At 48.0% G+C, this 22,770-nt stretch carries 15 protein-coding genes; 6 read left to right on the forward strand and 9 right to left on the reverse strand.

Features of this window, described 5'->3' with window-relative positions:
• Nucleotides 1-54 precede the first annotated feature (54 nt).
• The 4 genes from BO18_RS15505 to BO18_RS15520 form a co-directional block, all read right to left on the reverse strand.
• Nucleotides 55-1,230, reverse strand: coding sequence for a hypothetical protein (locus BO18_RS15505; protein WP_034447769.1), 1,176 nt, complete (start codon nt 1,228-1,230; stop codon nt 55-57).
• A gap of 71 nt (nt 1,231-1,301) precedes the next feature.
• Nucleotides 1,302-4,469, reverse strand: a complete 3,168-nt coding sequence (locus tag BO18_RS15510; RefSeq protein WP_034447771.1) for a hypothetical protein — start codon at nt 4,467-4,469, stop codon at nt 1,302-1,304.
• A gap of 207 nt (nt 4,470-4,676) precedes the next feature.
• Nucleotides 4,677-5,705, reverse strand: coding sequence for a sugar kinase (locus BO18_RS15515; RefSeq protein ID WP_034447772.1), 1,029 nt, complete (start codon nt 5,703-5,705; stop codon nt 4,677-4,679).
• Nucleotides 5,702-6,337, reverse strand: a complete 636-nt coding sequence (locus tag BO18_RS15520) for a bifunctional 4-hydroxy-2-oxoglutarate aldolase/2-dehydro-3-deoxy-phosphogluconate aldolase (protein WP_034447773.1) — start codon at nt 6,335-6,337, stop codon at nt 5,702-5,704. Before BO18_RS15520 ends, BO18_RS15515 begins: the two co-directional genes overlap by 4 nt.
• Nucleotides 6,338-6,442: 105 nt before the next feature.
• On the opposite strand from BO18_RS15520, the gene uxaC reads away from it, so the two are divergent.
• A complete protein-coding gene (gene uxaC / locus BO18_RS15525) occupies nt 6,443-7,849 on the forward strand; it encodes a glucuronate isomerase (protein WP_034447774.1) in 1,407 nt (468 codons plus the stop codon).
• A 495-nt stretch (nt 7,850-8,344) separates the two neighbouring features.
• Here uxaC and BO18_RS15530 read toward each other — a convergent pair whose 3' ends face one another.
• From BO18_RS15530 to BO18_RS15550, 4 genes are all read right to left on the reverse strand, one after another.
• Nucleotides 8,345-10,084, reverse strand: coding sequence for an extracellular solute-binding protein (locus BO18_RS15530; protein WP_051688815.1), 1,740 nt, complete (start codon nt 10,082-10,084; stop codon nt 8,345-8,347).
• 68 nt (nt 10,085-10,152) lie between these two features.
• Nucleotides 10,153-11,106 carry a carbohydrate ABC transporter permease gene (locus BO18_RS15535; protein ID WP_051688816.1) on the reverse strand — a complete coding sequence of 318 codons (954 nt, stop codon included), beginning with the start codon at nt 11,104-11,106 and terminating at the stop codon, nt 10,153-10,155.
• A gap of 12 nt (nt 11,107-11,118) precedes the next feature.
• Entirely contained in the window at nt 11,119-12,093 is a 975-nt protein-coding gene (locus BO18_RS15540; RefSeq protein ID WP_034447775.1) for an ABC transporter permease, read from the reverse strand.
• A 436-nt stretch (nt 12,094-12,529) separates the two neighbouring features.
• Nucleotides 12,530-14,047 carry a sialate O-acetylesterase gene (locus BO18_RS15550; RefSeq protein ID WP_034447780.1) on the reverse strand — a complete coding sequence of 506 codons (1,518 nt, stop codon included), beginning with the start codon at nt 14,045-14,047 and terminating at the stop codon, nt 12,530-12,532.
• Between the two features lie 126 nt (nt 14,048-14,173).
• Here BO18_RS15550 and BO18_RS15555 point away from each other — a divergent pair, with 126 nt between their 5' ends.
• From BO18_RS15555 to BO18_RS15575, 5 genes are all read left to right on the forward strand, one after another.
• Nucleotides 14,174-14,929: a YesL family protein gene (locus BO18_RS15555; protein WP_034447781.1), complete on the forward strand. Its 756-nt coding sequence runs from the start codon at nt 14,174-14,176 to the stop codon at nt 14,927-14,929.
• The gene (locus BO18_RS15560) at nt 14,919-15,317 is read left to right on the forward strand and encodes a hypothetical protein (protein ID WP_034447783.1); all 399 of its coding nucleotides are present in this window, start codon (nt 14,919-14,921) and stop codon (nt 15,315-15,317) included. Before BO18_RS15555 ends, BO18_RS15560 begins: the two co-directional genes overlap by 11 nt.
• 297 nt (nt 15,318-15,614) lie before the next feature.
• Entirely contained in the window at nt 15,615-16,685 is a 1,071-nt protein-coding gene (locus BO18_RS15565; protein WP_034447785.1) for a mannonate dehydratase, read from the forward strand.
• A gap of 109 nt (nt 16,686-16,794) precedes the next feature.
• Complete coding sequence (locus BO18_RS15570; RefSeq protein WP_034447788.1) at nt 16,795-18,417, forward strand: mannitol dehydrogenase family protein; 1,623 nt, start codon at nt 16,795-16,797, stop codon at nt 18,415-18,417.
• A gap of 78 nt (nt 18,418-18,495) precedes the next feature.
• Nucleotides 18,496-19,170, forward strand: a complete 675-nt coding sequence (locus tag BO18_RS15575) for a GntR family transcriptional regulator (protein ID WP_034447791.1) — start codon at nt 18,496-18,498, stop codon at nt 19,168-19,170.
• 120 nt (nt 19,171-19,290) lie between these two features.
• On the opposite strand, the gene BO18_RS34370 is transcribed toward BO18_RS15575, so the two are convergent.
• On the reverse strand, nt 19,291-22,752 hold the full coding sequence (locus BO18_RS34370) for a bifunctional diguanylate cyclase/phosphodiesterase (RefSeq protein ID WP_051688817.1): 3,462 nt from the start codon (nt 22,750-22,752) through the stop codon (nt 19,291-19,293).
• Nucleotides 22,753-22,770: the final 18 nt, after the last annotated feature.

Raw genomic sequence — 22,770 nt, forward strand, 5'->3', positions numbered from 1 at the left:
TGATAAAAAACGCGCGGCAAAAAAGCTCATGAGAGCCCGTGGACTTCCGAGCGGTTATCTGAAATCCGATATCGAGATAACGCTGCCGCCGGCCTTGTAATCGTAATTGTTTACCGTCTGGCCGCCGTAGTATTTCATGTCTCCTGCCCCGTATATCGAATACTTGAGAGTTCCTCTCGAAGCATAGCATGGTTCTATCCGGATGACGATCTTGTAGACGTCATTACTGTCTCCGCTGTAAGGCGTCACGTCTCTCTTGAGGTAAAGCGTACGCTCATAAGCACTCTTGTCCCAATTGGGATAGACTGCGATATTGTCCAGAGATGCCTGTTCCGAAAGAGTGCAGCAGCTGCTTATGCGTCCGAGATATTCAGAGCAGTCAGCGTCCTTATAGACCGAATATGAAAACTCGCGGTCATTGCCGGTATTGTCAACATAGAAGCCGACATTCAGAGGGTGATCCGTCAGCGGGAGGATACCGACATAGTCAAGGACCTGAATGTTGTAAGTGACGTCTTCAAGGCTCTGCTTTACGACCTTTCCCTGGACCGATGATGCGTGCCACATCATGGGAACGCCGTCCTCCATGCCTGCATAAAAACCGATGTGCGCCCAGTAGGTGCGGTCATTGTCGCTGTCCCAGAACATCAGATCGCCGGGCTGAATGCCCATTTCCTCAATGTATTCGACCCAGTCGTCGTTATCCCATCCTTCAACGTATTTTCTGCTGACAATAGGATCGACGATCTCGTTGAAGTAATGCTTGTAAAGCCATGTGACAGATGTGCCGCCCGGTCTGTAGACCTCATACTTATCGACGTTGCTGTCGGCAACTATGTGCTCTTCGTGATAATCGAACTTGCACCAGTATTTATCCCTGTAGCGCTCGTATTCGTATACGGTTCCGAAAGTCATCCTGAACACGAGGCTTACGTAACCGTCACAGGCAAGATAGTGCTCCTGTGTGCCGTACGTATATGCTATTCCCTTGAGTTTGTTGCAATAGTAGAGAACGTCATCGACGAACTGGTCCTCTGTCATGAAGTTTTCGGGATCTCCGCTCCTGTCCTTAAAGACATCGTAGAGATTCGTATAGAGTTCGTCCTCATCCTCATCGGCGGAAACATCGACAGGCTGCATATATGCGCAAGTAAAGCCCGCACAGACTGCGGTCACAGATAACAGCGCAATTGCCTTAACGGCAATGGTCCTTATTTTCTTAAATAACATCAAGCCTCGCTTTTTCCCCAGAACAATATTTTAGCAAGGCAGGTATGATATGTAAATCGCTTTTGATTACATCACCATGTCCATTCTTCGAAGAAACGTTTCTTCTTTCCTTCCGGATTGTGGCGCTTGCCCCACTCGTTTACTGCCGCCATAACGATCAGTATGCTGCCGGCAACGAGCAGATAGATGAGCCATACGAGAGACGACCAGAACTCAAGCGACAGATAGACCGCGATGGAGATCATGGAGACGATCCCGAGGATGAACCACAGGCGGTTCCGTCTTATGAACGCATAGATGAATATTCCGAAAGAAGCAGTTCCGACGATTATGAGATCGAGCGCCTCGCCCGTAACTGCGGCAGATATGCCTTCAGCTATTATGCTCAGAGCAACACCCGTAAACCAGAGATACTTCATTACGCCTGCGGGAGCGGGTTTTATCACCCTGCATATAAGGAGCAGCGTTCCGAGCAGGAGAGCGATGTCGTATTCTAGCGATATCAGATCCGGTATCGTAAAGAACGGCTGCGTGATGACCGCCATGCAGATAAGGCCTGCAAAACCGCTTAAAAGGATCCTCACGGATACAGGGCATCTGTTCGCAAAGTTCATGACAAGGAGCGATGAAGCAAGGAATACCATCATCGGAACGTAATCCTCATTGTAAAGTCCGAGCATGAAAATGAATGACGTAAACGACAGATAATCGATCGCCTTCGACGAGGCCACTGCCTTCCTGAAGATAAGCCGTCCGGCGCCGGCAACCAGTATGGCAGCGGCGATGAGCAGTACATTGGTAAGGTCACGGTTTCCGAGCTCGCGCAGTTCGTATATGACGGAAACCTCCGCTGCGAGCACAGGCAGCACCGCAAAGAATTCGGCGTCGAGAAGTGACAGCAGAACGGCGGTGACAACACCCGCGATGAGCAGTCCCCACGATGCATCGAAAATGATCCAGGTAATGAAGAACCACCACATCGAAAAACCGCAGAAGAAATACTTGAGTCCGGCGGAATATGCCGAGATGAGATCTTCTTTTCCCCTGCGCCTGATAAAGAAAGTTACGGCCAGCGCACCGATGTTAAGTCCGAGGAAAGCAAGTGCCGCGATCTTCCGCGCAAGATGGATCATTTCATCCGGGCCTACCACCAGACCTGACGTCCGCTGCGAGAAGTTTTCGATCATGAGGAACACTCCTATCGAAAGAGCATTCAGGCACAGCGAGATCCAGAACATGGCTCCGCCGGTAACCTTTTTCGCTTTGAGTGATCCGACCGCAAAGAATACGCAAAGGGTAATGACTGCAAGAGTCAGTATCCATGCGCAGATATTGATTTCATCGCAGAATATGCACCTCGAGTGACTATAGCCCGAATACGAGAAGATCGAGAAGAATCCCGCCGTAACCGAGATCACCGACAATGTCAGTCCGGCTGAATAGAGCCTTATGTCTTCCTTTAACGCAAACCTGGCAGCGACTGCCGCGACAGCAGGAATAAGCGCCGCCAGCGTGAAATACAGATCAGCAAGAACAGGATTGTTCTCAGGAACAAAGTAGATGAGCACCGCTCCCGTATAGTAGAACAGGGCGCAGAACACCGACATGACAGACTGCATCGGAACAGGAGTTTCTTTGCAGAAGTATCCTTCAGGCAGTGATGTCCTGCCCGCGAGCACAGGCTCAACCGCCATTCTGTACACGAGCATTATTATCGTCAGGAAACATGCAACCGCTCCCATGACCGGAACATCCTCGACAGCCACTATGGATATGAAGGTGCCCGACACAACAGGGATCCCGATATCAGATGCGAACGACGATATCTTCATTACTTTGTGGATCACATAGACCGCGAAGAATATCACCATCATGACGGCGGTCACCATGTACATCTCTTCAGGATCACTGAATGAATCGCTGAATACGAGCCACGAGATTACTATCTCCAGTCCTGCCAGAGGAGTAATGAATCTTGCCCACCGTCTTCCTTTCGCGAAACGCGCAAGCATGACCAGAGCGATGAATTCGACAATCGCCGCACCGAAGACAGCGCCGTCGTCCTCAGCAATAGAGAACAGTATAAGGACTGCCGGTATGTATGTGATTATCTCGGAATAGACTTTGAAAAAGACCTGGTCGTCAAATAACGGGATAATGCCCACTATCCTGAACGCCAGAGCAAGCGTTGCAAGACCTAAGACTATCATACCCCATTCGGTAACGTCTCCGCTCGCCTGCCCGATCTGTCCTGCCAGGAACACCACGAGCCACGTCAGCGAAATATATATGGTACCGCGGTAAATATTCGTCTGCGACTTCTCACGGAAAATGAATCTTCCGCCGATGGCAGTCAAGAGGAGCACCAAAGACGCAACAGATGCAACGAACCATCCCGACCCGTTCTCAAACGAGAAACCGGGGCCCAGCAGATTAAACGTTCCCATTCCGACGATAACTATCGGACCCAGAAGACTTGCCAGAGAATAAAGCGCAAATCCCGTCTGTTGAAGCTTTAATACTTTTCCTGCAAGGAATGACATTCCGTAGACCAGGACTACGAGAACGATCAGGCTTACCGCCCTTATCTCTTCCGTCATCCAGGACCATGAACCTGTCATGAACGTCGCGCCGACTATCGTAAGGAGCAATACTCCGATACCGAATGTTATGTTGATGCTGCTGAAGAATTTCTCGCGGTGAGGTTTCACCTTGTCATCCACTTTGGTATATACGGGAAGCTCAGGCCGCTGTACTTCCTGTGCCGGAAAAGCCGCAGCGGAAGGAACGGGTGAAGGTGCTGCAGGTTGATATGCAGGCGCCTGTCCTATCATGGCGTTTTCGACTGTTATCGGAGGAATCTGAACGGGCTGAACTGCAGTTGGCTGAATAGGCAGCGTTACGACCGGCTGAACCGCCTGAACGGCAGCATCCTGAACGGGCTGTACTGCATTTGACGGAACAGGCTGTGCTGCAGCAGGCTGCTGAATACCGCCCGCCTGTGCACCGCTCTGATTGATCTGATTTTGTTCCTGATAAATATAAGGATTTCCAGGTTGGATATTCTGATCCTGACGTAGGTTTAAAAGATCCTGTGTTCTCTTAAGTTCCTTCTCAAGTTCCTTTACCCGGTTTCCCCTTATGATGGACTTGACAAGGAAGACTACAAACAGGACAACAAAAACCACTGCCGCAAATTCTGACACCAGAGTTCTGGCAAAACTCGAATAATTACCCATAAGTCGCATCCTCCTTCTCAAGAAGACTTGATACCGCGATATTAGCATTGACTGTGGGGTTTGTAAATAACTTTGACTATCAAAGTATCTTAAAAATGAGGTTATTTTGTGGCAGCGTAAAAAAGGAAATGCCCTCGGCTATCCGGGGGCAGATTGCCAAAGGCATATCCATATAAATTTTGATCAGGAAAACCTTTCAGAGACCTGTCATCTCTGAACTCTTCCCGATCCGTCACCTTTTGCGAGTTTCATAACCTCGTCTGTAGTCACTCTGTTGAAATCACCGTCTATCGTGTGCTTAAGACAGCTTGCAGCTACCGCGAACTCGAGTGCTTCCCTGTCAGACGCAAGCTCACTGAGACCGTATATGAGACCGCCCGCGAAAGAATCGCCGCCTCCGACACGGTCAACGATGTCATACATCTCATACTTGCGGCTGACCATGAATTCCTTGCCGTTGTTAAGCGATGCGGCCCAGAAATTTATGTCGGCGCTCTTGCTCTCCCTAAGCGTTATGGCAACCATCTTTACGTTGGGATACTGCTCAAGAAGGCTGTCGCTCAAACGTCTGTAATCTTCCGCTTCGAGCCTTCCGCCTTCAACGTTGCTCTCACACTTCAGTCCGAGCGACTTCTGGCAATCCTCTTCGTTGGCGATGATTATGTCGGCATTCGCGGTAAGCGCCTGCATTACTTCCTTTGCGTCAACGCCGTACTTCCAGAGATTCTTTCTGTAGTTGAGGTCGAGGGACACTGTGATGCCGCGCTTCCTTGCTTCCCTGACAGCCATCAGAGACGCATCCTTCGTTGCTGCAGATACTGCAGGAGTAATGCCTGATATGTGGAGCCACTTGACGTCGGAATAGATCTTTTCCCAGTCATAGCCGTGCGGATCAAAGAGCGAAAATGCCGAATAAGCCCTGTCATATATGACCTTGCTCGGACGCTGGTTCGCACCGGTCTCAAGATAGTATATTCCCATCCTGCCTTCAGTCCTGATTATCTTATCCGTGCCGACGTTGAACCTTCTGAGTTCGCCGATCGCGGAATCACCGATGGCGTTATCCGGAATGACCGATAAGAACTCGGCATCTAGTCCGTAGTTTGCGAGAGATACGGCTACATTTGCCTCGCCGCCTCCGAACGTAGCTTCAAGCGAAGGAGACTGAAGAAAGCGCTCCCTGCCGGGGCTCTTAAGCCTTAACATCAATTCTCCGAAAGTCAGGAACTTACTCATACTCTTGTCTCCTTGATTATCTTGACTGCATTATCAGCCAGCATCGTTATCTTATCCCAATCACCGTTTAATATATCGTCCTTTTTGCATACCCAGCTTCCGCCGACAGCAGCAACAGACTTGCTCCCCGCGAACTCGCTGAGATTGGCTTCCGACACGCCGCCGGTAGGCAGGAACTTCACCTGTCCGAAAGGAGCAGACAGAGCCTTTATCGCCTTGATGCCGCCGTATACATCTGCCGGGAAGAACTTAATGATCTTGAGACCCATGCCGACCGCCTTCATTATCTCGGTCGGAGTAACCGCGCCCGGTACCACCGGGATGTTGTTTTCGAGAGCCCACCTTACGGTATCCTCGTCAAGACCCGGCGACACGATGAATCTCGCACCGCTTTCGACCGCAAGTTTTGCCTGCTCTACATTCAGCACTGTTCCCGCGCCGACTATCATGCCGGGAACCTCTTTGCTTATCACAGAGATGCATTCAGCAGCACATTCCGTCCTGAACGTTATCTCCATAAGGTCGATCCCGCCCCTGAGCAAAGCGTTCGCGAGCGGCACCGCGTCTTTTACCCTTTCCAATACAACGACCGGAACGATTCCGGTCTCATAGATCTTATCTGCAAAAGTCATGTTATCACCTCTCATTCACGTCTAGTATTCTAGCATATTTTTAATTGCGATTACAGCAAAAATGAGTTATTTTATTAGCAGTATAGTATTAATTTGAGGTATACCATGAATAAATTGATCTCTGATGATTTTCTTCTCGAAAACAAGACCGCTTCCGAACTTTATAACGACTTCGCGAAAGATCTTCCCATCATTGACTACCACTGCCACATCGATGCAAAAGAGATAGCAGAGGACATTTATTTCGAAAACATCACGGAGCTCTGGCTTAAGGGCGACCATTACAAATGGCGTCTCATGAGAGCATGCGGCATAGACGAGAGATTCATCACGGGCGACGCTCCCGACAAAGAGAAATTCATGATGTGGGCAAAGGCCGTAGAGGGCGCATTCGGCAATCCCCTCTACCATTGGACATGCCTTGAACTCACGAGATATTTCGGCATCAAAGAACCTCTTACCACGGAAAATGCGGATTCGGTCTGGGAAAGAGCAAATGAGATCCTGAGATCGGGCAGACTCTCAGCAAGAAACATCATGACGGATTCTTCTGTCGAGATGATCTGCACCACTGACGATCCGTGCGACACACTCGAATATCACGAGCAGATAAAAGCATCCGGATTCGCAACGGCAGTCCTGCCCGCATTCAGACCTGACAATATCGTCGACATCGAAAAGGACACTTTCGGTTCTTACCTCGCACGTCTTGAAGAAGTATCGGGGATGAAGATCGATTCCATTCAGAAACTCGAAGATGCCCTTACATCAAGGCTTGATCATTTCGCATCACACGGATGCGTCATTTCCGATCACGGGACCGAATACATCTGGTTCGGCAATGACTCGGGAGTTTCCGCAGATGATGTCTTAACAAAGAAACTCTCAATGCCCGGAACCGCGCTGACAGCAGACGAGCTCACGGCATACAAGACAGAACTGATGCTCTTCTTTGCCCGCGAATACGCAAAGCGCGGATGGACGATGCAGCTTCATTTCGGCTGCAAGCGTAATGTCAACTCGGTCATGTTCGGCAAAGCCGGCGCAAACTGCGGTTGCGACACCATCACGGGATCTTTCGACTTCCTCACTCCCCTCGCGGGTTTTATGGACAAGCTTAATTCAGAAGGACTCCTTCCGAAGATGATAATCTACTCTCTTAATCCCGTGGACAACACGGTCATCGACACACTCTGCGGAAGCTTTAACGACGGCAGCGTTCCCGGCAAGATACAGCACGGTGCCGCATGGTGGTTCAACGACAATCTCGCAGGCATGGAAGACCAGTTAAGGTCATTGTGCTCTCAGAGCCTCCTCCCCTGCTTTGTCGGCATGCTCACGGATTCAAGATGCTTCCTGTCTTATACCAGACACGAATACTTCAGAAGGATCTTCTGCAATTTCTTAGGCACAGAGATCGAGCGCGGCAGATTCCCTTACGACAGACGCATCCTAAAGGACATCATCGAAAAGGTGTGCTACAGGAACGCACGCGACATGCTGACAAGATAATCCTGCATTAGTTCCCGCGCCACGAGCAGTTTGCGTTAAAATCAAGGCATCAGCAGATACTACGGCTGACGTACTATGTTCTGATTTCCGTTTTTTCAATTTCAGAACATACTTTTTCGAAAAAACTATGTTCTAAAACTCAAAAATCGTTTTTTAGAACTACTTCTCTCACGGCAGCCAAATGCAACATAAAACTCTGCCTGATTTTCAAAACATGCAACATACCCGCCCGGTCAAAAGCCAAAGCGGGTATGTTACAGCTAAATACTCGTATGGATAACCTGCCGGCACAAAACGCACGGCAGATATATGTCTAATTCTTCCGATCAGTAATGATCTTTTTCGAAAGGTACATCCGGTAGTAACTGACTTCTGATCAGTAATGATCCATTTCGAAATGCACGTACGCTCATTACTGATTTTATAAAGAGGGGCATCCCAATCTTACATCGGAATGCCCCGTCCTTGTGCTTATAAAGGTTCAGCTAATGAATATCAGCCTGTGTAAAGCTCACCGTAGATATCAACCAAGCCCTGAACGTTGAGATCTGTGCAGGACTGAACGTATTCATCCCACTGTGAGTCAACGTCTGCCTGACCTGTAACGAACTTCAATGTCCAAGCGTTTACGTTACTGATGAGAGGTGTAGCGATGAGATTGATCTCTTCGTTCTGGTCTGCCGTAGGAGCAATACCGGGAGCGAGCGGAGGTGTATCTCTGTCTGTGTAGTCACGGTTAACGTAATCTGCTACCGGAGGAATGAGGTTGTCAGACATCTCTGCAACTGTACCGCCGTACCAGAAGTTACCGCCTGCATAACCCCACTGGAGTCTGATGTCAGTCATGGAACCTTCCGCATCGTTACCATAGCCTAAGCCTGAGCAGCAGAAACCATCAACGAGCTTCTTGTTGCCGTCAGCGTCTTCTGTGTAATGAACGTCCTTGATACCCCACTTTGTAAGGTCATATGCCTCGTGAGAGTAGAAGAGCCAGTCAACGAATCTGAGGAGTTCGATGAAGCCGTCTTCGCCGAGCTCATCAAGAGCCTTCTGTGAGATCATAACGCCGTTCTCAAGTCTCTCAGGAGCAACTGTGGAGTTTCTTGTGGAACCGATAGGCATTGTGATTACGTAGTTCTCATAGTTGCCTGCACCGAGCTGAGCTGTCATGTTCTCTTCGTAGTTAGCCCACTGGCCCTGGTTGATGGACATGATAGCTGTCTTGCCGTTGTAGTACTGTGATGTAGCCGTAGCGTCATCCTGTGTGAATGTTTCGGGATCGAGGATTCCTGCTGCGATGAAGCTGTTTGCTGTCTTAAGGAATGCCTTATAGTTGTCTGTCGTAGGTGAGAAGATGAACTTGTTGGCATTGTGATCGAATCTCATACCGTTGCCCATGTTCCAGCCTGCATTACAATCATAAGTAGCTGCCATAACGCCGAGGAGGTTTCCGCCGCTGCCCTGGCCGGACTCGTTGCCGCACCAGAGGTCAGACCAGATGTAGTCACTCTCGGAACACATACCCTGCTCTACCATGTAAGCCTTAACCTTCTTCAAAGCTTCGAGGAGGTCAGCCCATGTCCAATCCTTCTGGATGGCTTCAACGTCAACACCTGCTGCATCCCAGATATCCTTTCTGATAACGAAAGAATAGTTGATGAGGTTAGCTTCCTTCATGCCGGGGAGCTTGTAGTATTTACCGTTAGCTCTTGTGATCGTCTTGATGTCTCCGGAGAGATCATAAGTATTGTAGAACTCTGTGAAGTAAGGCATGTACTGAACGTAGTCAGAGATAGGTACGATAGCACCGCCGTCTACGAATGCTGAATCATCATAGATCTTAGGGATGATGTAAGCAGCATTACCAGCGTTGATGTCGAGTGTGATGTTGTCCATGTAGTCGCCGCTGTCGTAAGACTTGATGTCGAGCGTTACATTCGTCCTGTTTTCGATTTCCTTGAAAACACCCTCCGTCTTCCAAGTGTCGACCATCGGATACCATGATGCATCACTGAAGAACATGGTATAGGTTACGGGCTGATCAGCATGGAATGTCTTACCAAGGCCGAATTCGTAGCCCAGATCAGCTTCCGTCTCAGCTGTTGTCTCGATCTGACTGGGGATAGTCGTAGCTTCAGTAGTTTCACCGGAACCGCCACTACAAGCAGCCAAACTTGAGAGCATTGTGATGGCGAGACCAGCACATGTTACCTTTGCAAGTTTTGTTGTCTTCATAACTGTTTCCTTTCTGTTTTTAATAACATTTTCTATTGCTGCGGGTTATCCCCTATAGCACTGATTCATTACTCCTTTACACCGCCGAGCATCATGCCCTGGACATAATACTTCTGGATGAAAGGATATACGCATATGATCGGAAGTACCGTAAGTACCATTGCGCACGATTTGATGTTTGCCGTCATGTTCTGGGCGTCGGGATCGGACGCGCCGGCACCTCTGATGATCGTCTGGAGGAAGTAAGCAACCGGCCACTTGACCTTATCCTGCAGGTAGAGTTTTGCATTGAACCAGTTGTTCCAGTACATAACCGCGTAGAACAGCGTCATGGTTGCTATGATGGGCGTCGAAAGAGGTCTTGCGATGAACCAGAAAACGCCCCACTTATTAAGGCCGTCGATCTCTCCGGCTTCTTCAAGATCCTTCGGGATGCTCATGAAGAACGATCTCATGAGGATTACGTAATAGGTGCTGATGAGCATCGGGAGAATGAAACCCCACATGGAATTCTTGAGTCCGAGTCTTAAGATCAAAACGTAGTTTGCGATAAGTCCGCCGCCGAAATACATCGTGAAGATGATGAACGGGGATAAGAACTTATTGACCTTGAGATTTGTCTTCGAAAGAGGATATGCCAGGATCGAAGAAAAGAAGAGTGACAATACCGTACCGATCAGCGTGTAGACGATCGTGTTGATGTAATAAACGATGAATTCAGGTATCGCCAGATTGGGGAATATATTAGGAAGAGGCTTGATCGGGTTACGAGTTATTACGTAGATGTACGTGTCGATGTTAAAGCCTTCCGGAATAAGTCCCGTGTGTCCCGCGATGATCGCCTGCTCAGATGAGAAGGACTGTGATACGAGATAAAGGAACGGATAGAGTGTAAGGAATGAGATTATGATCATTATGATAGTGTTGACTACCGTAAAGACCTTATAACCGGTTGATTCCTTGATCTTGTTCTTCGGATTATGTACGTGGATGCGACCTGATGTGTTATCGATGATGCTCATATAGGTCCCTCCTTACCACAGACTCGTCTTTGCAACTTTGCGTGATACAAAGTTTGCGCATGTGAGAAGCACAAGGTTGATCAATCCCTCGAATAGTCCTACTGCGGTCGCGAAGTTGATGCTTCCCGACTCGACACCCATACGGAAGACGTATGTCGAAACGATATCGGATGTCTCATATGTCAGAGGGCTGTAAAGGAGATATACCTTCTCGAAAGCTCCGCCCGATCCGACGAGTCCGCCGATATCGAGAATGAGCAGTGTTGCGATCGTAGGAAGTATGCAGGGTATCGTTACGTGGATTACCTGCTGGAAGTGTGAAGCACCGTCAACCGTTGCTGCCTCATAGAGTGAGGGATTGATGCCTGACATTGCTGCAAGATAGAGTATCGTGCCCCAGCCCAGGCTCTGCCAGATACCGGATGCGACGAATATCGTTCTGAACCATTCAGCCAATGAGATGAAGCTGATCTTTTCTCCGCCAAGCTTGAAGATCAGGTCATTGATAGGACCGTGCGTCGAAAGGAGTTCTTTGAGCATGCCGCAGACGATGACCATCGAGATGAAGTGCGGAAGATAAGATACTGTCTGAACGAATTTCTTCCAGTGAAGATTTCTGATCTCGTTTAAGAGAAGAGCGAAGATGAGCGTAAGCGGGAATCTGAAGAGCAGGTACAGACCGTTGAGGATCAGCGTGTTTGAGAATGCCTGCCAGAAAGGCTTAGCCGTAATGAACTGCTTGAAATACTTTAAAGTCAGGGGACCCTGACCGAAAATGCTTCCGCCCGGATTGTACTTACGGAAAGCAAGTATATTACCGAACATCGGAATATATCTGAAGATAACATAATAGATTACCGGGAATAAGAACATGACATAAAGCTGCCAGTTGATCCTGAAATCCTTTGAAACCCTTTGACGGAGAGTCAACTCTCTAGGAGACCACTCCGCAATCTGCTGGTGCTGATAATCTTCTCTGTTTCCCATTTCATTGACCTCTTTAAGTCCTTTAATCTAACAAAATGTTAATTGTCAAGCGTTCTTGTATACTTGTATGTTAGTTGACTTGCTATGAGATTATCACCACGTCTGTGATATGTCAATACTTTCTTCAGTTAGAATACTAGAATTTGTGCATGGTGAATAAATGGACAGCCTGGCAGAACATGAAGCAGCTTTTGAAGCCTGATCCCGCTATCTTTGACCTGCTCTTCCGCTTAGCTGTATCAATACAGGCAAAGGCTCTCCATAAAACTTCAAAACAGAAAGTCTGGCTGTCTCTAATGGCACTGAAGCGCCGCACCGGTTTTCAATTTCGAGCACTCAAATATTTAATGGGTGCATCACCAGTGAAGACCATCACTTGTGATACACCCACTATAGTTAAAACTACAATCTAAAACTGTTCAGCGACTGATGAATATCAGAAACTCATCGAAGCCTTAGCGAGATCCTCGCCTATCTGACTCTTGTTCTGGGGATGAAGTTCGAAAACAGGATCCGGACGCGGACTGTTTACAACCTTTACATTACTTATATATTCAGGTGCCCTGTCCTGAAGTTCCTGTATCTTTCTCCAGCCTTCCGGTATAGATGTATCCTTGAGCGGATTGATATAGTCAGCTATCCTGACGATTACTGCAGGAACATCACCGAGCTGCTCGCGGAACCTGCTGAACAGAAGGATCATCTTCTGATCGTAACCTTCAGGGAAATCGGCATTCGATTCACCCTGACACCACCAGATCTGCGATATCTTTATATTCTTCAATGTCAGTATTCCTGCATAGTATAGTGATGAAGGGATGTTCTGTGCCATCTTGTACGGCTTGTATATCTCAGTCAGCTTCTCTACTGCCATCTTCCACTCGCCTGTCATGTCGATATTGCCTTCAGGCGTTTCGAGCCTGTAGGGATGTCCGGGGACAAAACCGCCCGCTCCGCTCTCGATAATGAGCCTTGTGCGGATGATGTTCTTCCCCTGTTTCAGGAGCGAGCCGTCAAATCTGTATTTGCGCGGCGGATACTGATACTCGGTCCTGCCGATCTCTACGCCGTTCAGATAAGTGACATCGGCATCGATCAGGTCGCCCAGCCTCAGCATGCACTCCCCGTCTATCTGTTTATCAAGTTCGAATTCCTTTTCGAACCAGACGCTTCCGCTGATATCCTCAGCAATAATGCAAGGCATCTTTAACTTGACCGCATCTGCCATCGCCTCATCAACGGAGAAATCTTTATCTATGGTGTTCTCTCGCCATTCATTGCACTTTACCGCGCCTTCGGCGACATAAGCCTTAAGGACACCCTCTCCTCTGAACGGTGCTATCTCATCTTCTTTTGTTCCTGTGGCGAAAAGGTCTTCCTCGCTCATCCAGGATTCTATATTTGCACCGCCCTGGGCATTCAGGATCAGACCTACCGGGACATTCTTTTCCTCGAATATCCTTTTCGCCGTATAAAAACCAATGGCACTGATCTCGTTCTTGCCGTCTCCAGAAGCACTTACCCAATCATTTTCCGGGAGCTTACATATCGGAGCCTCGCCCTTAAGAGGGATCTCAAGGTCAGGCGTGAGTCTGTATTGTCTTATATACGGATAATCTTTTGATTCGACCTCTTCCCTGTTCAGATCTATAGTCCTTATTACCGGGAGTTCCATATTGGACTGGCCGGACAGCATATAGACATCGCCGATGCATACATCCTTGATGGTGATCTCTTCTGTTCCGGTTACTTTCAGTTCGGTATCGAAAAGAGCCTCCATAGGTGGGAAGACAGCCTTGAACTTTCCTTCTGCAACAGCGGCAGTAACCGTATTGCCGGCAAGTGTTACCGTGACTTCAGCCTTCGAACTCTCGAAGCCTTCGATAATGATCTCTTCATTTCTCTGAAGGACCAGTCCGTTTGAATAAATACCGAGAAGATTTGTTGCAGGCATAATGTTCACCATCCTTCCATAATGCTATTCTATAGTTCGCAAATCTTTTTGTCTAGTATTCTAGTTGACAATTCCATTGATTTTTAACTGATCAACTTTTATACTGACATACAAGGATGCAGAATTATGAAGAAATCTTTTGACCACATCACGAACAGCTGGCTATACAGGCTCTGTAAGACGATAGGAGATATAGTTATCATCTCCGCTCTTTTCCTGCTGTTCTGCATTCCCGTTATCACCATAGGAGCATCAGCTTCGGCTCTGTATTATACTGTATATAGAAAACATGTTAAGAAGATTGACTCCGTTTCGCATGACTTCATGCATTCTCTTAAGGACAATCTTAAGAACGGTATTATATTAAATCTTATTTATCTGATCTTCAGCGCTGCCGTCGGATTCAACATCTACTTCGCATTCTGCGGCATGGGCGACATAAAGCTTCCGGACTGGTATACGGTCGTATCTCTTCTTCCTCTTATACCTATTATATTTACGTTCCCTTTTGTCTATCCTCTCACTGCAAGGTTCCAGAACAGTATAAAGGCGACCATCACCAACAGCTTTACCCTGTGCATGATGAACTTTCCGAAGTTCCTTCTTATATGGCTCATCATCATCATGGCACTCGCAATAACCATTGCTTTCCCGCCCGCCGTACTGGTTACTCCGGCAGCAGCAGCATATCTGATCCAGATGATTACGGAGAAGGCTTTCCAAAAGGCCATGAACGTAAAGAAGACTGCTGAAAGTGCAGCTGCAAAAAAAGATAGTCAGGAAGATACTGATACTAAAACCAGCGCAGAAGATGAAGCTGATAATGGCTCTGACGATGAAGACGCAGATGATGAAGACGTCGAGGTGAAAGATGATGAATGATTCTTATTTAAATTATATACAGATTATATCCGGTATCCTGGCAGCGGCCCTCATCTTTATCGGCATCTTCCTTACGGTCAAGAAGCTCAATCCCGAAAAGCACGAGACGATACCGGTTAAGACAACTGTCATATCGACTGCTCTGATAATCGCGGGACTTCTTTGCTACACACTTACCAAGACATGCACGAACTACACGATCGTTACCGACGAACAATATACTTTGGGAGCTCTTTATTTCGCGTCTTTGGAAGAAGTCGTAAAGCTCTTTGGCTTCATAGTATTCATTCCCGTTCTTTTCAGGCTCTTCAAGCCCAAGTCACGAAAAAAGGATCCCGACAGTGAGTTTGAAGAAGAGATCGTTGAAGAAACAGAACAGGATCTCTAATATTTCCATTTCACAGGAATACTGCCTCAAAATGTACAGATCACTTTTGAGGCACCACTCATTTTGCGCAGCATGATTCGGTGCTGTGCGATAATCCGCTCCAAACGTCATTAATACAATAACTTATCCCCTGTTTTACTGTATTTTGGCGGGTTTCACTGTCATTTCCGATACGATAATATTCTATATGTCACAATCTATTGACAGTATTCAAGCCGTCTAGTATACTAGTTAACAGATTAGGCTTGAGTATTATTCAAGTATTCTCTTTTAACATAGATTCGGGGTGTTATAGACATGAAATTGGTTTTACGGTGGTTTCCATACGGCGATGACAGCGTATCGCTCAAGAACATAAGACAGATTCCCGGCGTCAGCGGTGTTGCCACACACCTGACAAGGATCCCGGTAGGCGATATTTGGACAATGGACGAGATAAATCTCGTAAAAGACGAGGTCAATTCCTATGGTCTCGAAATGGAAGTCATCGAGAGCCTCAACATCCACGAAGACATCAAGAAGGGGCTCCCTTCAAGAGATCAGCTCATCGACAACTACATAGTATCGATGAGGAACCTCGCGAAGGCCGGAGTAAAGTGCATCTGCTACAACTTCATGCCCGTCATGGACTGGTACAGGAGCAATCTTGCAAAAGAGCTCGAAGACGGCAGCAATGCCATGGCTTACTCTCATAACGAAGCAGTCAATCTCACACTCGAGAAGATCACGTCTTCCATGATCGACGGCTCAAACAATTTCAGCCTTCCCGGATGGGAACCGGAAAGATTCGGCCAGATGGCTGAAGACATCAAGTTCTATCAGAGCATGTCCTCTGAAGACTATTTCAAGAACATCAAGTATTTCCTCGATGCCGTCATTCCCGTTGCAGAGGAATGCGACATCAATTTCGCAGTGCATCCGGACGATCCCCCGATGCCTCTTTTCAATCTCCCTAAGGTAGTTAACAGCAAGGAATCGATCAATACATATCTGAACCTCAACACTTCCAGGAGAAACGGTCTTACGCTCTGCACCGGAAGTCTCGGCGCGGGCATCCACAATGATGTTCCCGACATCGCGAAGACATTCACAGCCGAGGGCAAGGTTCATTTCGTACACTTGAGAAACGTCAAGCACGAGACTGAGAATGATTTCCACGAATCAGCACACCTTTCCTCATGCGGAGATCTTGATATGCTCGCCATCGTCAAGGCGCTTTACGAGAACGGTTTCGACGGATATATCCGTCCGGATCACGGACGCATGATCTGGGGCGAAGTCGGAAGACCCGGCTACGGACTTTACGACCGCGCTCTGGGTGCTGCATACATCAACGGCTTATGGGAAGCCGTAACCAAACTTTGTTAACTATTATTCGGCAATAACTCCTCCCTTGCCCGCAAAACCGATGATCTTATAAGCACTTATAAGGTTATCGGTTTTGTACAGGAAGAGGCTTTATGAAAGGAATCACAAAATGGATCTGTCAAAGGCTAATCTCAGCAACAAGGAATTCTGGAAGAGCATAGATGTTGTATTGCCCCAATACGATATAGATGAGGTAAGAGCAAAGACCGCGGCAAAGCCCACATGGGTCCATGTAGGCGGTGGAAACATCTTCAGGGCATTCATCGCACGAGTCAATCAGAGGCTCCTGAATCAGGGACTCGCCGATACGGGCATTATCGTGTGCGGCACTCAGGATTATGAGAATTTCGAGCGCGTATATAAGCCCTTCGACAACCTTACGATAATCTGCGACCTTAAACCTGACGGCAACACGGGTTACGAGATAATCGGCAACATCACGGAAGCGATCGCGGCAAACTACGACATCAAAGAGAATATCGACAGACTTAATGAGATCGCATCCGATCCTTCACTCCAGATGATCTCTTTCACGATCACGGAGAAAGGTTATGCGTTAAGAGACGCGGACGGCAGGCTTTTCGATTCCGCGGTTCACGATATGGAGAACGGACCTTCAGCACCCGTAACCTGCATGGGATTTATCGCTTCTTTCCTTTTCGAGAGATTCAAGGCGGGCGCATATTCTCTGGCACTTGTCAGCATGGACAACTGCAGCCACAACGGTGATAAGCTAAAGTCATCCGTGCTGGAGATAATCGATGCCTGGGTTGAGAATGGTTTCGCTGACGCATCTTTCAGAGCTTACGCCGATGATCCGTCACGGATAGCATACCCCTGGACGATGATCGACAAGATAACACCGAGACCTTCAGACGAGATCCTGAACAAGCTTACAGGCCTCGGCATCAGCAATCTCAAGAGCGTTAAGACTACAACAGGCGTATTTGCAGCGCCTTTCGTAAATGCGGAAGTTCCGGAATATCTTGTAGTCGAGGACCTCTTCCCCAACGGCAGACCCGACCTCGCAAAAGGCGGCGTCATCCTGACAGACAGGGATACCGTTGATAAGTGCGAGCGCATGAAGGTCACTGCCTGCTTAAATCCGCTCCACACTTCCCTCGCCGTATTCGGCTGCCTTTTGGGATTCACGAAGATATCGGATGAGATGAATGATGAGGACTTAAAGTCTCTCGTTACGAAAATGGGATATAACGAATGTCTTCCCGTCGTCTGCGATCCGAAGATACTGAACCCCGAAGCATTCCTTAAGCAGGTTCTCGAAGAAAGATTCCCGAATCCCTTCCTCCCCGACACGCCTCAGAGGATCGCGACAGATACGAGCCAAAAGCTCCCCATCAGATTCGGCATCACCATCAATTCATATCTGACGGAACAGCCGGAAAAACTCAAGGAACTGAAGCTCATTCCGCTCGTTATCGCGGGATGGCTCAGGTATCTTCTCGCGGTCGATGACAACGGTAATGCTTTTGAGATCAGCCCCGATCCCATGGCGGGATTCTTCCAGGATGAGCTAACGGCTGCAGGCATCAGCTACGGCATGGAAGGCAGCGTTTCCGGAAAACTTTCCTGCATTCTTTCGAACGAGACTGTCTTCGGAGTCGATCTTAACAAGACCGGATTGGTGCCTGTCATCGAGCAGTATCTTGATGAATTGATGGAAGGAAACGGAGCAGTAAGGAAAACACTTCACAGCGCTGTTGCCAATTAGTATGTAAGTCCTAGACATAAAAGTTTTTTTATGTTAATTTTCATATAGACTTCGTATATTGTTAAAGGGGATTTCTGTATGATCATCACGCCAAAGAATACTTTCGAACCGAACCGCGAATATGCTTTCCGTATCGTAAAAGACAACATCATCAATATGGAGATCAAACCCGGTTCACTCATCGGCGAGCAGGAGATCGCAACCCAGCTCGGCATCTCGAGAACGCCCGTTCATGAGGCATTCCTCGAACTGTCAAAGTCCAAGATAGTCAACATCCTTCCCCAGAAGGGCTGCAGCGTTTCGCTTATCGACTACGAGCTCATCAAGGAATCCAGATTCCTCCGAATCGCGGTTGAGGGCGCGCTACTTAAGGAAGCATGCGACGTAGCTACCGAAGAGGATATCCAGAAGCTCTATGCAAACATAAAGCTCCAGCAGTTCTACATCGAGAACGATCCTCCGAAGTTCTTAGATCTCGACAACGAGTTCCACAAGGATATCTATGTCGCCTGCAACAAGATGCAGTGCTTCTATATGGTAGGTCTCATGAGCCTTCATTTCGACCGTGTAAGATCTCTTTCACTCAAGACGATCAAGGATGTTAAGCTGGTATCCGATCACAAGGCAATAGCAGATGCTATCGCCGCACACGACAAGGATGCCGTTGAGGCTGCTTTCACCAAGCACATGTCGAGATTCGACCTTGACTGGGACATCATCAAGAAAGCTTACAGCGAATACATCGCAGAGTGATCTGATAATTCAACATAAAAACTAAAGAGGACTGTCTCATTGCTGTGAGGCAGTCCTTTTTGAAATTTTGGTGAAACTCGTCTTTAAAAGAGAATAATTTACAGAACCCGCCGTCAGGGATCAGGTTCCCTTATCCGCCTTCTTCTCCCACTTGAGGAAATCGTCGAGCATGAGCGGCTTGGCGTATAAGTAACCCTGGAAGCTCTCGACGTGGAACTTCTGGAGGATGTCCCTCATACCCTCGGTCTCGATGCCCTCCACGCAGACCTTTGCGCCGAAGAGCGATGCCAGGCTCGAGAAGTATCTTATGAGCTCCCTGTCGACATCATCTTTCTCGATGCTCATGACAAAGCCTCTGTCGATCTTTATGATGTCGAAAGGAAGTTCCTTTACGATGCTTACAGAAGAGAAGCCCGTTCCAAAGTCATCTAATGCTATCAGCACGCCTCTCGATTTGAGGTTGGCGATAACATTCTTCAGGAGCTGCATGTCGAGAAGCCTGCATCTCTCTGTAACCTCAAGGCAGATGTGCTCCGGAGGATATTTCATATCTTCGAGGATGCGGAGGACCATGTCGACAAAGTCGGGCTTTTCGAGCTGGGTATATGAGAGGTTGATATTCATGACGAAGTTCGGATTCTTCTTCAGGACCTTCTTCGCAGCGCTGACGGCTTCTGCTATGATCCACTCGCCGAGTTCAGGGAACAGCGGATCCGATTCGAGCAGAGGGATAAACTGATCGGGAGGCACAACGCCATACCGGTCGTTCTTCCAGCGGAGGAGCGCCTCAGCACCGATGAGTTCTTCTGTCTTTGCATCAACGACTGGCTGATACAAAAGGTAGAATCCCCTGTATCCGTGCATGATCGAAGCGCGGATGGCGTGAAATCTCTCGAGCTTATGCTTGTTATCCTCATTAAGATTGTCGCCGAACATGACCATGTCACCCTGATGACGTATCTTCGATTCATCGTAAGCATAGTTCAGGCAGGCATATACGGTCTGCGAATCGATCTCGAAATGATCGACTCTCAACGCGCCGCAGTTTACTTCAAGGAGTATCCTCTTGTCATCTACCTGGAAGACTTCACGGAAATAGTTGCGGAACTCTATGTATTTCTCCTGGATCTCATCAACAGAAAGAGAGTTGCTGATAATGGCGAACTTCGTTCCGTCTATCCTGTAGCAGCTTCCCGTATTACCCGTAACATCAAATACTTTTCTCGCATAGAGCTGCAGGACACGGTTGCCGAAGTGATATCCGTAAACTTCATTTATCTCGGAGAACTTGCTGATGCCCACAAGGATGACGTAAACGGCAACCTTTCTCTTGATGCAGCCGTCGAGATCATCAAAGAAACCGTACTGATTCCTGAAGCCGGTGAGCGCGTCGATATGTCCCTGAGTGCTGTGGCTGCGGATGGTGCCGACGAAATAATCCGGTTCGCCGTATGTATCTCTTATTACAACGCCCCTGCATGTGCAGACGTCGTAATCACCGTTGAGTTTTCTCGCACGGTACTGCATGTCGTGACCGGATGAGTTTCCTGCGAAGATCTCATCGATGCCCTTGTGATAGGCATCACGGTCATCCGGATGGATGAAGTTCTCCCAGATGTCTCCGGCACCGTACATATACTCGGAAGGAAGACCATAAGTATCAACGGCATTTTTCGACCACTTTGAGAAGTCGTACTTCATGTCGCAAAGATAAACGTAAGTACCCTCGGCAACGACATCGTAAGACTTGAAGAGCGAGTCGAGCAACTTCTTTCTCTCTTCGGTTATTTGCTTGGCATTAGCTGTATCCTTGAGGTTGTGGCTCTCACGCAGGAGTTTTAACTCCTTAAGGTAAGTCTTATTCTCATACATGCGGCCGTCCGCGCGTTTGAATACTTCTTCTACCGTATTGTCGATATTTGGCTGATATTCCGCAAGACCGGAAGCAATTACGGGACCCTGGCCGAGCCTGATGTTCTCCTCGATCTGCTTCTTGAACGATGAGATGAGGTCATCTCTTCCCGCATAATCCTGTTCCCTCAGGACAACGGCAAACTCATCACCGCCGACCCTGAATACCGGACTGTGCGCAAACGTTCTGCAGATGAGCTTGCAAGCTGCCTGGATGTATTCATCGCCGGCCTTGTGACCCTGAGTATCGTTGATGATCTTGAGATCGTTCAGGTCACAAATCAGGATGCCGAAAGGCTTGATGGTCTTATCGTCAATCTCCTTCTGGATATCCTTTTCAAATTCAGCAAAAGCAGTCTTGTTCCTGGTACCGGTGAGACTGTCTCTTCTTGCGATCTCATTGGCACTCTTAAGAGCCAGAAGGTGTTCCTTCTCTTTCTTTACGGCTTCCTCGCGGTTCTCGATGCAGATGATGAAATGCGATTTGTCCGAAGACCAGCTGACCGTCATCCTCGTGTACTGCGGTTCGTTTCCGCCGACGACCATTCGGTAATCCTCAGTCAGCTGAGTGTTGTTTTCGAGCTGCGAGATGAAGTTATCTTTATTTACGAAGAGTTTGATCCTTTCCCTGTCCTCAGGATAGATGATCCTGTCAGCATTCCTTTCCGCTGTGCCGAAAAAGTCTTCGCCCTCTTCCTGTATTTCCAGTTCGCCGTATAGTTTGTGCGTTGCAAACTCAATATAGTATGTGGTCTGCACGTCAACATAATAGATAAGGTCATAGTGCGACGCCAAGGTCTCGGCGATCTGTGAGTATGTCGCGCTCTTCTGCTGGCTCTCCTTCAGTTCGAGACGTGCCCTGACCTCATCGTCGATGTTCTCGATACAGACAATGAGATGCTTTCCGTCGCTCGCCATTATCTCTGTATGTCTGATGTGACTTACCTGACCGTTTACGACCAAACGGTACGCTACGGAATAGGAATTCCTGTGTTCAAGGTTTTTGAGCATCGCATCCTTATAATGGATCTTTATGATGCTCTCCTGATCCTCAGGATGGACATATTTGCGTATGCTTCTCCTGCTCTCCGCGAAAAAGTCGCTTCCCGTCGCCGGAACATTCAGCTTCTTATAATCGTCGGTCGAAGATATCTCGACATATGTACTCGACTCTATATCGATATAGTAAAGCGTGTCGTATTGTTCAGCGAGGCTTGCCGTGATCTGGTTATAGACCTCTTTCTGACGGGCCAGTTCCTTTTCGTTTTCCTTTCTCTTGTACTCCTCATCAATATTTATGACGCCAAGGATGAAATAGTCGGAATCGTCGTCCAGACCGCGGATCATCCTCAGAGAGTGCCATACGGGAACACCGTTGAGCATCAGGCGGTAATCGATGTTATGCATGCTGCCCTTTTTCATGTCGCCCAAAAGTTTTTCCTTCTGAAGGTCCTCAAGGAAGATATGCTGGTCTTCCTCAAAGATCGCCAGTCTGCAGTCGCGCTCAAGATTTACGAAAAAGTCGTCACCGCCCGGCTCGAGCTTCAGCGAATGAAACTCGGGATTAACGGAATACCAGTAATACTCATTGGTGACCGCATTAACATAGTAGACACTTGAATAGTCCACAAGCAACGCTTCAGATATTTTTTTAAGTATATCGTCGTTCATTATAATGATCTCCCGGAG

The sequence above is a fragment of the Butyrivibrio sp. AE2032 genome (assembly GCF_000702965.1).

Excerpts from the sequence above, each read along its gene's own strand:
- BO18_RS15505 (WP_034447769.1), bottom strand. The coding sequence starts at position 1,230 with ATGTTATTTAAGAAAATAAGGACCATTGCCGTTAAGGCAATTGCGCTG.
- BO18_RS15520 (WP_034447773.1), bottom strand. The coding sequence starts at position 6,337 with ATGACTTTTGCAGATAAGATCTATGAGACCGGAATCGTTCCGGTCGTT.
- BO18_RS15535 (WP_051688816.1), bottom strand. The coding sequence starts at position 11,106 with ATGAGCATCATCGATAACACATCAGGTCGCATCCACGTACATAATCCG.
- BO18_RS15560 (WP_034447783.1), top strand. The coding sequence starts at position 14,919 with ATGATGAATGATTCTTATTTAAATTATATACAGATTATATCCGGTATC.
- BO18_RS15575 (WP_034447791.1), top strand. The coding sequence starts at position 18,496 with ATGATCATCACGCCAAAGAATACTTTCGAACCGAACCGCGAATATGCT.
- BO18_RS15570 (WP_034447788.1), top strand. The coding sequence starts at position 16,795 with ATGGATCTGTCAAAGGCTAATCTCAGCAACAAGGAATTCTGGAAGAGC.
- BO18_RS15565 (WP_034447785.1), top strand. The coding sequence starts at position 15,615 with ATGAAATTGGTTTTACGGTGGTTTCCATACGGCGATGACAGCGTATCG.
- BO18_RS34370 (WP_051688817.1), bottom strand. The coding sequence starts at position 22,752 with ATGAACGACGATATACTTAAAAAAATATCTGAAGCGTTGCTTGTGGAC.
- uxaC (WP_034447774.1), top strand. The coding sequence starts at position 6,443 with ATGAATAAATTGATCTCTGATGATTTTCTTCTCGAAAACAAGACCGCT.
- BO18_RS15550 (WP_034447780.1), bottom strand. The coding sequence starts at position 14,047 with ATGCCTGCAACAAATCTTCTCGGTATTTATTCAAACGGACTGGTCCTT.
- BO18_RS15555 (WP_034447781.1), top strand. The coding sequence starts at position 14,174 with ATGAAGAAATCTTTTGACCACATCACGAACAGCTGGCTATACAGGCTC.
- BO18_RS15510 (WP_034447771.1), bottom strand. The coding sequence starts at position 4,469 with ATGGGTAATTATTCGAGTTTTGCCAGAACTCTGGTGTCAGAATTTGCG.
- BO18_RS15540 (WP_034447775.1), bottom strand. The coding sequence starts at position 12,093 with ATGGGAAACAGAGAAGATTATCAGCACCAGCAGATTGCGGAGTGGTCT.
- BO18_RS15515 (WP_034447772.1), bottom strand. The coding sequence starts at position 5,705 with ATGAGTAAGTTCCTGACTTTCGGAGAATTGATGTTAAGGCTTAAGAGC.
- BO18_RS15530 (WP_051688815.1), bottom strand. The coding sequence starts at position 10,084 with ATGAAGACAACAAAACTTGCAAAGGTAACATGTGCTGGTCTCGCCATC.